Raw genomic sequence first — 14,007 nt, forward strand, 5'->3', positions numbered from 1 at the left:
CCTTAATTCTTTTGGGTAGTTGTTTTGCCCACGATATTCCCGTTCGCATCGTACTGATATACCGTCTCATATTGAAGATTCAGCTTCTTCAGAATGAAAGAATACGTTGCTGTGGCGCTGAAATGTCCATCCACGCCAAATACCTTAATGTAATAGGTGTTTCCTTTGGTTACTTGATAGAGCACATTCTCGACAGCTCCAACGCCCTGAATGCCTGCTGCAATCAGATTCATACCGCTGTCATATACATGCACATCGTAGTTTTTACCAGCTGGCACGTTCAGCGTAAAGGTATCTACTCCGTTGGAAGCAGCGACATACTTGAAGAAATCAATGTCCGCGCTTGTATCTATTACCGTCGAATAGCTTTGGTTATAGTTAATCGCGAATGCCTGCGCAGATGTATTATTAGGCTCGAAGGATGCCGGCAGAATCAGATTTCTAACCCCCGGGTCCGACCATTCCATACCGTCTTTAGCTAGTATTCTAAAGCTCCAGGCCCCGTTCGCAAGCGGCGTTGTTGTAAAAGTCGTCGTATTGCCTGTAAGTGGACCAGAGTCATATCCAACTGTCTGCCAATTATCTTGGGAACCCATGATGCGGTATTCCGTTTGGGCTTGTCCTTCACTATCCGTATAGATCCATGTAAATTGCGGCGTATTGGTTGTCAGCGTTGCTCCATTTGTATAGGAAGTCACATTAACAACAGGCAGACCGTTAATCTTGATATAGCTCTGAGCCGAATAGACGGATTCCGTTCCGACATTATCCTTAATCCTCACTTGCCAGCTATACGTATTTTTTCTGGTCAGCAGACCTGAAGGAACGGTATAGGATGTGTTGGAGGATTGAACCCAGCCGCTATCATGAACAACCGTTGCACCACTGAACAAACGAACCTGATACTGGGACTGGAAGCTTCCTGTATTCGGAGCGGAGAAGGTCCAGCTCAGAACAGGGGTCGTGCTTGCAGTCAGCATAGGCGTAGCTGAATTTGTACTGCCCGGTGTCAATCCTGTCGGCTGATTCGGAAGCTGGTGAATAATGAACACATTGTCACTTTCATCCCATGCCCCATATAGCTGCCCGTTGTACGAGCGAATACGCACTTTGGCATTAAAGGTTTGCTTGATCGGTGTAAAATTATATTGGTACGACGTCACCCCAGGAGCCGTAAGCGCCACTACATCAGTCCAAGTTCCCCCAGCATCTGTTGAAACTTGAATTTGATAGCGGAGGTTGGATTTGGTTGTTTCGATTTGAATCATTAAGTCCTCTGTCAAATTCTCTGTGAAACTCCCACTTCCATTTCTAGTGACAAACGATCCAGCGGTTCCAGCGTAATTACTCGTTGTAGTCTGCATACCGACATTAAATTGTGTCATTGTTGGTGAACCAAAGATAATGGCATAAGTAGTATTAGAAGCCAGTGTATAATCAAAACTAGCGGTATACTGCCCCTTGTTATTTATCGTTACATTCTTTGTTGAAAGGGCTGTTCCTGTTGGCACACCCCCGCTAACTAGATATAGACTAACAGGCAACTCTCTATTGGATGATTGATTAAATAACATGTTAAAAGTTACTTTTGTCAGCTTCTCACTTCCCAATGTACCTGTTGTAAAAGTCTGACCAATTTGTGTAGCAGGAGAATTTCCCGCATAATAGGTCTTGTTTGGTAAACCGATAAAGTCATAGACATCTGTAGATGGCTTCCAGGTAATATTCTGTTGACCAGTCCATATTTCTCCGCCATTTGGCGATAATACCTCAGGAGCACTAGGCGGCTGTGTATAAACAATATCCAGAAAAGCGCGAAGTGCTACATCAGGTGAGTTAAAATTATGAAATACGGTTTCGGTCTTGGAAACTGTCCCCATCTGTTTACCCATAAACCCATAGTTTGGACTTGCGCCTGTTGACCAGTCTTTCACTACACTGGAAATATCAAATCTATACCACTGATTGGAACTGCCGGTTGGAATTTGGCGATCAAAGAATCTAGTACCAGCTATTGAAGGTAAACTAGCAAAATTGGTCACAGCCGATGCTGTCCACAGTGAAGTTATTTTAAAGAAGTCCAAATTAAGAAAGGTTTCATTTCGTCCACCCTGATACATATTTAGAAAGGCTTCACGAATGATGCCAGGATACTCAATGTCGAATTTTAATAAAAACCTTGTCTCCTTACCGTTTAAATCCCTTCCTGCTTTTAGAAATTGAGTACTGCTGTTATCTTGTGTTTGTTGAGAATCTACCACTGTACTCTGGAACGTCACTTGATTGGAAACTATATTTACAGTCGGATCAATCGCAATCGGATACACCAACTCCGATACATCCGCCGTCAAATCTACAAAGGTTTGTCCATTCTCTTCGCTTATGACCTGCTCCACATCACGAGTCGTGCCATTGGCATCAACCAGCCAAGCAGGCTGCAGCTCAAAAGTTTTAGAGTTTGCAAGATCACCCTCTACCTGAAAACGGAATGTTGTAGGTGCTTGCTCATCCTTCAAGTAAATCGTCTCTTTAATACCATTCTCAATAACTTCTAGCTCTACATCGGAGCTTATCCATACATCGCTGTATAGCATTTTGTTGCCAAGAGCTTCTCCCTTTGTATTTGAAGCCTCAAGCGGAATAAAGGTTAGTGATTCAGAGCCTTTTCCAATGGTGTAGCCCTTGGAGATACGCTTAGGGAGCTTTACATCAAAAGGAACTTTCAGTGCTCTCATATCCGACTCAGACGTATCAGCTTTTTTCCGGGAGTTTACCGAAAACGACGACTTTAACGTCTGGGCTGTCTCCAACGAAATGAGCGGATCACTTACGTCAATTTCCGCTTCATCCGTTAAGCTAGTGTCGATATTTCTCCAAGTGCCGCTCTCGTCCAAGTAATGCTGATCAGTAAATGTTACCCTTGCCATATACGTATTATCAGATAATAAGTAATGCTTGCTGTTAGAAGTCCTTAGATCAACAACTTCTCCTAGAACCGTCTCCCCATACTCGCTGGCGCTTTCTATAACATCTGGGGGGGCTGCCTCCAAGACGGGGCTATTATTATCGATAACTTCCTCTGTATCTTGAACCATTTCCGTTTGATCTTGAATGATCTCTTTTTCTTCTGCAGAGATTGATGCCGGAACACCAATTCCAAGGATTAGACAGAAGCAGAGAATAAATACAAAACTACTTTTGAGCCTATTCATCTCGTTTTCCTCCTAGTTATAAACATATGATTTTTTTATGTATTCCTTGATATGACAAAACGATTTAAAAATCATTCCTCCATTCTTAAAATTTCACTATCTCTGGACAACAAGATTAATTATATTCACAGAACGTCTGTCCGTATATAACTATTTCTTAAGTCCTAATTTCCCCACAAAAAAAGCCCCGGCTATAAGAACGGAGACTGAGTTTTAACGTATAGTTCGACAAACTCTAACATAAATTTCTTGATCAAACATCATCTGGCTTCGTATAATAGCTATGTTCATCAATTAATCAGATAGATCACGTCACTCGTTTACTGGACTGCCGGGCATCTACCTACAGGAGCATAAGGACATGTTGTTTAACTCGCCCCACTTCATCTTTCTATATCTGCCCTTTGTATTCGTAAGCTACTTTGTGCTCAATGCCTGGTCAGCCACACAGCGCTTCTCCAAACTCTGGTTAGTGACTTGCTCGTTGTTTTTTTACGGTTGGTGGAACCCAGCGTATCTGCCACTAATACTCATATCCATTGTAGCCAACTATAGGGTCGGAAGATATCTGAACTCTCATAAGTCCAAACCCGCATTAATTGCTGGCATTGTCTTTAATTTAGGCTTGCTTGGGTATTTCAAATACCTTGATTTCATCTTATCTAATGTAAACAGTCTATTTTCAGCCAATCTTACTCTTTTGAATATAGCTCTACCACTGGCAATCAGTTTCTATACCTTTCAACAAATCAGCTATATCATCGACTGCTACAACGGCAAGGTCAAGGAGCAAAGTTTAATCAATTACTCGTTGTTTGTGACATTTTTCCCCCAGCTTGTTGCCGGACCCATTGTTCATCATCGCCAAATGATGCCTCAATTCCTGCAGCCAGCCAACCATCGAATCAACTATGAGAACATCTCATTAGGCATATACATTTTTTCAATCGGGTTATTTAAGAAGGTCATTCTTGCCGATCAATTTTCCACGACTGTCGCAAGCGGCATGGGCGTCTTGGACACCATTACATTCTTCGATGCTTGGATTGTGGCATTGTCCTATACCTTTCAGTTGTACTTTGACTTTAGCGGCTATTCGGACATGGCCGTAGGCTTAGGCCTGTTATTTAACATTAGGATTCCTATTAACTTCAATTCTCCTTATAAAGCAACCAATATTCAAGAAATGATGTCTAGGTGGCATATTACGTTAACTCGTTTCTTATATGAATACGTATATGTGCCTGTGAACCGCAAACTATCCAGAAGCGCATTTATGACAAAAACTCTAAGGCTCAAAACAGAATGGATAACGAGCCTGTCGTTGGTTCTGTTGTTTTTAATCAGCGGTATTTGGCATGGAGCAGGCTGGAATTTTATTATTTGGGGCTTGTTGATTGGGGCAGGAATTATTATTTATCGCTTATGGAGAAAAACCTCTATCAAGCTGCCTAAGGCAATCGCTTGGGGGATTACTTTTCTATATGTGAATTTCATTCTCGTATTCTTCAAGATCTCTGCAATCAGCGACGCTCTAACTATGATTAAAGCGATGCTAGGCCTGAGTGGTGCCATCTTACCCGTTCAATTCGACTCTCTTCTACAGCCATTCACACAACTGGAGATTCGGTTTGAGGCAACACCGCTAGAACATAAAGCAATAGCGCTATTTTACATCATCATCGGTTTTGTACTCATTCTATGTTTCAAGAACACCTCGGAGAAGGCGGCTGTCTTCAAGCCAAGCTTGATCAACGCATTATATATTATCCTTATATTCATTTATACTATTATGAATTTAAATCGCATATCCGAATTCCTATACTTTAATTTCTAAGGTGACCCTCGATGAAAACATATAAACAGTGGGCTTTGGCCTCCATAATTAGCATTCTATGCATTCTCATTGCTATAGCTTCGTTCAATGTTCTGGTTGATCCATACGGCATATACCATACCCCATTGAAAAGCTATAACAATCAGAAATTAGGCAATAAGGATCCTTATCTGTTCAAATCCAACCACTTCAAAAGAGCCCAGCCTGATGCTCTTGTACTAGGTACTTCACGCGCTATGCGGTTAAATCCACCGCGTATTGAGTCGTTGACGGGAAAGACTGCCTATAATTTGGGCTTATCATCCGGGAGCCCTTATATTCTGCTGCGTTATCTCGAATATGCGATCAAAACTGACTCTCAATTAGAGTCGGTTTATCTTGGACTTGATTTTGAGACCTTCAATCAATCCTTTAAGACACATGCCAGTTTTGATGAGAAGAGATTGTTTTCACCGCTATATGTGCCAGATTATTTCAATACCCTGCTAACCGAGAAAGCCATTAAAGACAGCTTCTATGTCATGAGAGATAATTTAAACCAGACTGACATCTATACGAAAAGCCGCTTTAAGGATGATGGAAGCGTTGATGAAAGCTATATCATTCCTTATGAAAGCAACATCACCTATCTGGATGCCATAACTATTGATTACACACTGTCTTTGGATAGTTTAGAGTATGTTAATCAAATGAAAAACATTTGTGACCAAAATGGTATTCAGTTAATCCTTTATATTAGTCCGGTTCATGCGATTTTCCTGGAAACCTATTGGCAGCTCGATCATTGGCCCGCTTATGAAGAATGGAAACGCCGATTGGTTGAGATTGCACCCGTATGGGACTTTTCCGGATATCATGACATCTCAATGAGCTCTCTGTATCAGAAGGAGTATTATGATGACTTGTCTCATTTCTCCAAACATACAGGAGATTTAATGTTGTATCGGATGCTCAATCTGAAAACAGATTATGTACCAGATGGATTCGGTGTGCTAATCACACCTAGCAACGTGGACAATCATCTTGAATCAATAAGAAACTCCAGAAAGACTTGGCCTGGGAAAGATGCCAATATGCAAGAGCTTATCCTTCATTATTAGGGATCTGACTTCCTGGGTTTGTTCTCTTCTACGTCAAGAAAGCCCAGCAAATGTGCCGGGCTTTCTTATATTTAAGTCTATACACATCTAATTATCATTCGGCTCCATCAACTCACCGTCCTAGGACGCTCCATCCTCGTTACTCCCGGCCATCTGAACGACGCCCATTCCGGCAGATGCTTGTCCACACGGGCTACGAGCACGGTCATGTCGTCTACTATGTCGCCTTCGTGGTAACGCACGACCGTCTCCAGCAGCGTATCCGCAATCTCCTGCGGGTCCTCCGTCTGCATCTCGCTAATGATGCGCTTCATCCACATCTCCTTGTTCACCGCATGGCCGGGCGCATCATAGATGCCGTCGCTCATCATGACGAGCGTATCGCCGGGCTGCAGCTGCATGGAGACGAAATCGACATCAATATCCTGAATAATGCCGATCGGCAAATTGTTAGCGGTTACTGGAATGACCTCTTTGCCGCGCTTGATAAAGCTAGGCGTAGAACCGATCTTCATAAAGGTCGTATGAGCTGTATAGAGATCAATGATCGCCAAATCGACCGTAGCATACATCTCCTCCGAAGACCGGAGCAGCAGCACCGAGTTGACCGACTTCACCGCCAGCTTCTCGTCCATGCCGGATTGCAGCAGCTGCTGCAGGATCGAGAGAGCCGCGCTGCTCTCCTGGCGTGCTCGCTCTCCATTGCCCATCCCGTCGCTAATCGCAACCGCAAACTTCCCGTTGCCAAGCTCCACCAGGCTAAAGCTGTCTCCCGACAGCAGATCCCCGCCTTTGGCTGCTCCAGCCACGCCTGTCTCCAGCTCATATTGCTTCGCTGAACCGAATGTGACCATCGTCGGCTCGCCATGCTTGGCCGGCGGCACTTCCATCTTCACTGCGATATGCTCACCAAGGATATCACTGAGCAGCGGCGCGATAATTTTGCGGCATTCGTCGAAGCCTCTTTCGAACGAATGATACACCTCAATCTCGACGTTCCCCTCCTCTAAATTCACAATATCTACGCCTTGTATGGACAGCCCCAGTCCCTCAACCGCCTCTCTAATTTGTTCTTCCTGCAAATGAAGCGTCTGGCCCTCCCTCTTAATTTCTCTCGATAGGTCCTCCATGACCTGCGATACACCTAGTAATTGGTCTGCGACCAATTGACGGGAATCCAGAATCTGCTTCTTCCAATGCTTATTGTTCTGATGTAGCTCATATTGATGCTTCATAACCGTCAGCACCTGAGATGACTTCACACAATGGGATGTCCACGTGCGCGGCTGTTCCTTTGTCCCCGGAACCTGGTTCTCCTCTACGGTCGTCATCATATCGGTCATCATTTTGTAGGTGTGGAAGAACTTGTCCTCCCAGCAAGCCTTTTGCCGATGGCAGCTCGCGCAGCTGCGCTCCGCTACCGCATTCATGAAATGTCCGATCTCCTCCTCGCGCTTCACCTCCGCTACATTTTGATTCAATTGGCCAAAGCTGCGGGACAACTGACGGAATACATCGGAGAATTGGGATACCCGCTCCGCCGTTACTTCCCGTACTCGCTTTGCATACTCATGCTGCGACTTCACATGCTCGTTCGTTCCCGGCACATAACGGGCAATTGTACGAATGACGCCCCTTGGGGTCAATAACAGCAGCGTAGCGGCTGCAACGGACTCCCATGTTGAACTCATGACATCCGCCCCCGTGCCAATATATATAGAAAGAATGGATGTGCCTAGCAGCAGGCCGAACGCAGCTGCCATCTTGCCTCCATCTCTTAGCAGCCCCGCCAATAATCCCGCAAAAGCCAGCATACTCATCTGAATTAGAGCGCTGAAATCCGCCAGGCTCAGAATCAATCCTCCAATGACGCCAACAGAAGCTCCAAGCGGCGCCCCACCGGCCATTGCAAAGAGAAGAATCAAATAACGCGACATCACATGCTCAGCCGACATTCCGTATACGATCCATCCCACGGCTCCCGTCATGACGGATGCAAGCAGTATCATGACACAGATAATCTCTTCGTGCTTGAGTGCCGCGGATTTCTTGGTCATTGTGAGAACTGGTATCGCATGAATGAATACCAGCGTCAGCACGAACGCCAGTGCCGCCTCCACCACCACAAGCATAAAGCTGTACCAGCTGAGCGTATCTCCTATGAAGACGCTGAACATCTGTACAAGAAGCGTAGCGGAAAAGACCAGAATAGGGGCGGTAGACAGCTCCGCCTTCTCGTACGCCTCCAGCCCCTTCATAAGCAGGAACAGCACGGCAATCTCCATCGCGATCCATAACGGAGCAGGATCAACCGCGAACCAGCTTCCCGCTACCAGCGAGACGGCTACCCAACCATAAATATCCCTTCTCATAAAATAAAGGACGGCAAAGTAAGCGACAGCAAAAGGCATTAACGACTCTAAGATGACGGCTCGTCCAAGCAAAAATCCGATAGCAACAAGCAGTATGGTCCACTTCTTGGCGAGAAGCATGCTCACCGCCCCCTTGACGGCACGCATATCCTTCCCTCTCTGTACGGTTGTTTGAAACCATCCCGCTCGCTTCAGCGCCGGGATTCCCATCACGCTTTCCTTCTTCACTACTTGACACCACCAATCCGGTTTTATTGTATTTCCAATTATAGGAGCCTGTCCTTATGAAGTTTGTCACTTATCGTAATACGCCCAAAAGTTTTTTCCGACAAAATTGCATGGACTTGCAGTCATTGTCACGTCAGGGTCAATCGCACGCCCCTACTGGCTTTGACCGAGATACGTACTGTTCGCTAGCGTGTTCACTGTCAACAAAAAAGACAGATAGCGCTTCCAATTTGATGGCGAATGGACGCGATAACCTGTCGGGAATAGCGGAGGATGGAAGAAAAGTATTTGTTTCAAATAGGAATATCGCTCAAACCGACTTCCGTGCTGCCGTACTCGACAGGTAATGAGCAATTGCCTTGCTCTGTGCCCCTTGCTGACAGCATCTGGGGTACGAAGAGGAACAAATGGACTAGAAGGGCGAGTTTGTCGGCTACAGTTAGTCGTGCGAAGGCTGCGTTTGTGAATTTAAGTCGGTTGTACCGACTTATTTCACTCAAAGTACCATCAGCTCGGCTGTTAGGTCGGTCTCGCCGACTTATTTCACTCCGAGCACCGCTAGCGTGACTTTTAAGTCGGCCCGACCGATCTATCTCGCTCTTAATACCCCCAGTTCGGCTTTTAGTCGATTACAACGACTTAATCAACTCGCTCTACTCCTTCAATTCATACGATCCGCGCGGATCGTGCCATGATTGAGTATAGATGCCAACCGAGGGCAGCCCGTCCCCGCGCAATAAAAAAAGCAGGACCACGTAGGTCCTGCTTGATCTATAGGGTAGTAAGTAACGTAATGGTTTATACTCGCTTGGCACCGCGTCCGCCGCGTTTGCCTTCCGTATTCTTCTTCAGGGAAGAGATACGCTCCTCACTATCTTTCAAGAAGCGAGACATTTTATCCTCGAATGACGGTTTGCCGTAGGACGGTCTGCCAGACGATTGCTTGTTGAAGGGACGTCCGCCTCGGTCTTGGCCTCCGCGGTTGAATCGTTCTCCGCCTCCAGGTCCGCCTGAGCTGGCACGCTCACGTTGCGGTGGTGGCTGATGGCCTTCTGGCCGGTCAATGGCTTGCTTAATGGAGAGTCCGATCTTTCCGTCTTTATCAACGTTGATCACTTTGACCTTCACGACGTCGTCGATCTTCAGATGATCCTTCACGTCCTTGACGTAGTTATCGGCAATCTCTGAAATGTGAACTAGACCCGTGACACCTCCCGATAAATCGACAAATGCCCCAAAATGCGTGATGCCCGTCACTTTTCCTTCTAACTTGGCGCCCACTTCAATTGCCATAAAATAAAATGTTCCTCTCTCAAAGTTTTGTGATAATTCATTGCCCGACATATCGAGCTTGATTCGAACAAAACTTATTTCGTCATTAAGCCGGGTTCAATCGATATTAAACACGATTTCCGTATTTGAAACATCCTCTAGCCCCGCCATATAAAGTCTTGTATCTATCGTGATTATAACCGAATCGCCGAAGCAAGGTCAACAGACGTTCACCCGATAAGGCGCCCCATTATTCGCTAAATATTTGCTGTTCTCCCTCTTTTACCATTCCTTGCTCCTTGGTAGCCAGCTGAGAGATATATTCTGGATCGTTCAGGCGCTCCACTTCGCGCTTGAGCGCTTCTGTCTGAGATCTGGTTTCCTCAATCCCGCTCTCGATCGTCGTCAGCTTCTCGAACGTCGCCTTTTGCTGCTGCATTTGACCGAATAAGGTATAACCCGCCCAGCCCATGAACAGGACAATGAACATCATCCAGATCCTGTACCGGCGTCTCGCGGCAGATCCGCTTACTGATTTTTTTGCAGCTGCTTTCGACATTAACGCTGACCCCTCCTAAACCATTGATTCCAACGCCTGGTAATGGCAGCTAGTCCCTTCGCGAGACGCTCCTCTACCCTCCATCGCTCCCAATGCGGCTTCAGCCAGCGCCCCAGCGGGCGAGTCACAGGCTTTATCATCCATAACAGCAATAGCCAAATTGGACGAACCAATTGTACCACAATTTTTAGAAGGAAAATAGTGAGCGCAGACCCAAATCCTAAAATGACCATCACGGTTTTGTAAAGCAACAGAATCGGCTTGATGATCATAATGTCGAATACCTTAAAAATGAATGAGATAAGAGCTCGTATAGCGCCGATTATCCATTTCACCAGGCCGATCACTGGCTTGCTTAACAGCCAATAATAGAGGATTACCCCGATAGCCAGTCCTAGAAACACGTATGCCCGCACCTCGCCATTGTTGCTGGCATACAGCATTCGGAACACGACGACCGCAGCCGCCATCCAATAGATGATATCAAGCACCGGCAGCCACCATCGCGGAAATCGCAGCTCATTCGACACAACGCGGTATCCGTCAAAGACGACACCCATGCTAAGCCCGGATAGCAGCATGACGGCTACCGTCATCCATTGTACGCTTAACGTCACTTAAACAGCTTTCCGAACAGCCCCTTGGACTTGCTGGCTGCCGCTCCGTCCAGATAGGCGAGAGAATGGACCAATCCTTCAATAGCAACTAAGCCCTGCTCCAGGCTCAAATGCTTAATATGCAAATTTTGTCCGGTAACCGTCAGAAAGCCCAGCTCCGTCTCCAGCAGAAATTCCTCGCTGTCGAAGCTCTCCACATTCACGACCCCGGTAAGCTCCAGCAGCTTCCGATTAATCAGCTTTACATCCTGATTCTTCTGCCCCTTGCCCGCTTCCGCCATAGACTCGTCCCCCGCTTCGTTAATTTCTCTATTACTGTATGGGAGAAGGACAAGGTTTAGAACCTGCGAATCTTAAGCAGAGAGACAATTCCAAAATGAAATGCCTTAAGTGTTTTGCGGTCGCGAAAGCGTCGAATCTGGAATAGACGGGGACAAAGCTTCGTTAGGACAAGCGTCCCCTGAATGCGAAGGCTTTGTGCACAGCCAACTATCCACGATACCTAATTGCAGCAGAAAAGGGCCGCCCGGCCTAAGCCGGACAGCCCTTCTATTATTGCTTCTCCCAATCGAGATCATTCTCGCGCGGGCGCTGTTCTTCTTTCACCAAGGTATAGAGCTCACTGGCTTCATCCTTGCGGGTCGTCTCGGTGAGACGCTCCACGCGGACCGTCACGATCTTCTGACCGTACTGGATCTGGAGCTCGTCCCCAACCTTGACGGCACTGCTCGCTTTGGCTTCGCGGCCGTTAATCCACACGCGCCCTTGCTCGGATACATCCTTCGCAACGGTACGGCGTTTGATCAGGCGGGACACCTTGAGAAATTTATCTAAGCGCATGTATTACTTGATCGCTTCTTTCAGCTTGTTGCCTGCTTTGAATGCAGGAACTTTGGATTCTGGAATCGTGATTTCTTTACCCGTTTGCGGGTTGCGGCCCACGCGGCCGGAACGTTTGCGAGTTTCGAAAGTACCGAAGCCGATCAATTGTACTTTGTCGCCGCTTGCAAGCGCGTCAGTTACTTCGCCAAGAAAGCCGTTCAGGACAGCTTCAACGTCGCGTTTCGTTAGTCCGCTCTTCTCTGCAATGTTGTTGATCAGGTCTGTTTTGTTCATGTGAATATCCTCCTAATAAATAACGGTTATTTGTGGCTGCCGCGTCGAGGCGGCTCACCCATTAGCAAAATCTGCTCTTACGAAGAATACTTATTCTGCTTGAGAGAACAAAATCCTGCCGCGTACTGCAATTTTTTTTGGGAATAGTGCGGAATTTAGGCGAATTGTGGCGAAAGTCATAAAAGCTAAAGTCTCTTAGCCTCTTCCCACCATCGATCCATCTCTAGTAAATCAGTTTGGTCAAAAGTTTTGCCGTTTATACGAAGCTGCTCTTCAATATATTGAAATCGGCTCTTAAACTTTCGATTCGTCCGAGAGAGAGCTTCCTCGGGATCAGCGTGGATGAACCGCGACGCATTCACAACGGCGAACAGCAGGTCGCCCAGCTCACCCGCTTGCTTCTCTCCGTCTCCGGAAGAGATCGCTTCTCGCAGCTCTAGCAGCTCTTCTTCGATCTTCGATAGGACAGGTCCCAGCTCATCCCAGTCGAAGCCGACCTTCGCCGCTTTCTTCTGCAGCTTGTAAGCCTTCATAAGCGCAGGCAGATCCGGCGGAATGCCGTCCAGCTGCGACACCCTTGCCGCGTCTGTTCCTTTCCTCCGCTTCTCCTCCGCTTTCATGCCTTCCCAGTTCGCCAGCGCTTCGTCCGCATTCTGTGCGCCGGTCTCGCCGAACACGTGAGGATGACGGAAGATCAGCTTCTCGTTCAGCGTCTCTATGACGTCATAGACCGAGAATGCGCCAACTTCCTCTTCCATCTGGCTATGCAGCATCACTTGCAGAATGACATCTCCAAATTCCTCCTGCATGCCGTCAGGATCGTCGTTATCAATGGCTTCCAAAGCCTCATAGAGCTCTTCAATGAAGTTCTTACGAATCGATTGATGCGTCTGCTCGCGGTCCCACGGGCAGCCTTCAGGACTGCGCAGGATGGCCACGATCTCATGCAGCCGTTCGAACGTCCGGTTGCGCAAGGCCGGATCCTCGGAGCGCGGCACATAAATGATCGAGAGATTGCCGTATTCCTGATTGCGGTCGAGCTCATAGATCGGAACGGAGATGATCCGCTCCTGTCCCTGTACACCCAGTGCATGGCCGATAACGACCTCGTAATCCTCCGGGTATCGCTCCATCAGCGCCAGCTTGACGTCAGAAGCGGTAAAAGCATCATACACCTGACCGATGACTGTATGCAACTCCGGTTGCAGAAGAGAAGCCTTCAGCTCCGCCGCATCCAGCAGGGAGAAGCCCTCAATCGGATCAAGGCCCAGAGAGGCGAAGGCTGCGTCCAGAAAGCTCTCGCCACCCAGTACGGTCAGCTCTACGCCCTCTTCCACACAACGCTCGCGAAGCAGCTGTACCGTGCGCTCCGCCACCATCGGATGGCCGGGGACAGCATAGAGAATAGCATCGGCAGGTGCCGAAGCCACAGGCTCGCTCCCGCCTTGCAGCGCTTCCTGCAGCAGTCTTGCAGCGATGGCTTCATACACCTCCGGGAAGGAATCATGCTGCTCATACAAGCTGTCGAATGAGGTATACGGAATGTTATGTTCTTGGAGCAGAGCCATCACGGGATGGTGCTCGGTACGGACGAAGACGCGCTTCGCCGCCTGCAGCCGCCGCCAGATGCCCAGCGTAAGTTGATCGGGGTCGCCGGAGCCAAGTCCAACAATCACAATTGGCGAATATGTCAC

At 47.4% G+C, this 14,007-nt stretch carries 11 protein-coding genes; 2 read left to right on the plus strand and 9 right to left on the minus strand.

The features are described 5' to 3' along the window. Window positions 1-2 precede the first annotated feature (2 nt). A complete protein-coding gene (locus tag ACFVSO_RS27560; protein WP_387479943.1) occupies window positions 3-3,212 on the minus strand; it encodes a glycoside hydrolase family 78 protein in 3,210 nt (1,069 codons plus the stop codon). Window positions 3,213-3,573: 361 nt separating this feature from the next. Between ACFVSO_RS27560 and ACFVSO_RS27565 the strand changes: the two genes are divergently transcribed. Both ACFVSO_RS27565 and ACFVSO_RS27570 read left to right on the plus strand, forming a co-directional pair. After that, window positions 3,574-5,049 (plus strand): MBOAT family O-acyltransferase, encoded by a 1,476-nt coding sequence (locus ACFVSO_RS27565; protein ID WP_387479944.1) that lies wholly within the window; start codon window positions 3,574-3,576, stop codon window positions 5,047-5,049. Between the two features lie 11 nt (window positions 5,050-5,060). Further along, window positions 5,061-6,149, plus strand: a complete 1,089-nt coding sequence (locus ACFVSO_RS27570) for a hypothetical protein (RefSeq protein WP_387479945.1) — start codon at window positions 5,061-5,063, stop codon at window positions 6,147-6,149. A 107-nt stretch (window positions 6,150-6,256) separates the two neighbouring features. Here ACFVSO_RS27570 and spoIIE read toward each other — a convergent pair whose 3' ends face one another. From spoIIE to yabN, 8 genes are all read right to left on the minus strand, one after another. Beyond that, window positions 6,257-8,731 (minus strand): stage II sporulation protein E, encoded by a 2,475-nt coding sequence (spoIIE, locus tag ACFVSO_RS27575; RefSeq protein WP_387479983.1) that lies wholly within the window; start codon window positions 8,729-8,731, stop codon window positions 6,257-6,259. A gap of 816 nt (window positions 8,732-9,547) precedes the next feature. Beyond that, entirely contained in the window at window positions 9,548-10,042 is a 495-nt protein-coding gene (locus tag ACFVSO_RS27580; RefSeq protein WP_387479946.1) for a S1 domain-containing RNA-binding protein, read from the minus strand. A gap of 229 nt (window positions 10,043-10,271) precedes the next feature. Continuing rightward, window positions 10,272-10,580, minus strand: coding sequence for an FtsB family cell division protein (locus ACFVSO_RS27585; protein ID WP_387479947.1), 309 nt, complete (start codon window positions 10,578-10,580; stop codon window positions 10,272-10,274). Beyond that, complete coding sequence (gene yabQ, locus ACFVSO_RS27590; protein ID WP_387479948.1) at window positions 10,580-11,197, minus strand: spore cortex biosynthesis protein YabQ; 618 nt, start codon at window positions 11,195-11,197, stop codon at window positions 10,580-10,582. Before yabQ ends, ACFVSO_RS27585 begins: the two co-directional genes overlap by 1 nt. Beyond that, window positions 11,194-11,478, minus strand: coding sequence for a sporulation protein YabP (gene yabP, locus ACFVSO_RS27595; protein WP_387479949.1), 285 nt, complete (start codon window positions 11,476-11,478; stop codon window positions 11,194-11,196). Before yabP ends, yabQ begins: the two co-directional genes overlap by 4 nt. A 271-nt stretch (window positions 11,479-11,749) precedes the next feature. Next, the gene (locus ACFVSO_RS27600) at window positions 11,750-12,037 is read right to left on the minus strand and encodes an RNA-binding S4 domain-containing protein (protein ID WP_387479950.1); all 288 of its coding nucleotides are present in this window, start codon (window positions 12,035-12,037) and stop codon (window positions 11,750-11,752) included. A gap of 3 nt (window positions 12,038-12,040) precedes the next feature. Further along, window positions 12,041-12,313, minus strand: a complete 273-nt coding sequence (locus tag ACFVSO_RS27605) for an HU family DNA-binding protein (RefSeq protein WP_116050095.1) — start codon at window positions 12,311-12,313, stop codon at window positions 12,041-12,043. Between the two features lie 185 nt (window positions 12,314-12,498). After that, on the minus strand, window positions 12,499-14,007 hold the full coding sequence (gene yabN, locus ACFVSO_RS27610) for a bifunctional methyltransferase/pyrophosphohydrolase YabN (RefSeq protein WP_387479951.1): 1,509 nt from the start codon (window positions 14,005-14,007) through the stop codon (window positions 12,499-12,501).

The organism is Paenibacillus sp. NPDC057967, from assembly GCF_042887015.1.
Taxonomy (GTDB): Bacteria; Bacillota; Bacilli; order Paenibacillales; family Paenibacillaceae; genus Pristimantibacillus.

What these genes read in the sequence shown, in the direction of transcription:
- spoIIE (WP_387479983.1), bottom strand. Translation starts at nt 8,731, where the DNA reads ATGGGAATCCCGGCGCTGAAGCGAGCGGGATGGTTTCAAACAACCGTA.
- yabP (WP_387479949.1), bottom strand. Translation starts at nt 11,478, where the DNA reads ATGGCGGAAGCGGGCAAGGGGCAGAAGAATCAGGATGTAAAGCTGATT.
- ACFVSO_RS27570 (WP_387479945.1), top strand. Translation starts at nt 5,061, where the DNA reads ATGAAAACATATAAACAGTGGGCTTTGGCCTCCATAATTAGCATTCTA.
- ACFVSO_RS27605 (WP_116050095.1), bottom strand. Translation starts at nt 12,313, where the DNA reads ATGAACAAAACAGACCTGATCAACAACATTGCAGAGAAGAGCGGACTA.
- ACFVSO_RS27580 (WP_387479946.1), bottom strand. Translation starts at nt 10,042, where the DNA reads ATGGCAATTGAAGTGGGCGCCAAGTTAGAAGGAAAAGTGACGGGCATC.
- ACFVSO_RS27585 (WP_387479947.1), bottom strand. Translation starts at nt 10,580, where the DNA reads ATGTCGAAAGCAGCTGCAAAAAAATCAGTAAGCGGATCTGCCGCGAGA.
- ACFVSO_RS27565 (WP_387479944.1), top strand. Translation starts at nt 3,574, where the DNA reads ATGTTGTTTAACTCGCCCCACTTCATCTTTCTATATCTGCCCTTTGTA.
- ACFVSO_RS27560 (WP_387479943.1), bottom strand. Translation starts at nt 3,212, where the DNA reads ATGAATAGGCTCAAAAGTAGTTTTGTATTTATTCTCTGCTTCTGTCTA.
- ACFVSO_RS27600 (WP_387479950.1), bottom strand. Translation starts at nt 12,037, where the DNA reads ATGCGCTTAGATAAATTTCTCAAGGTGTCCCGCCTGATCAAACGCCGT.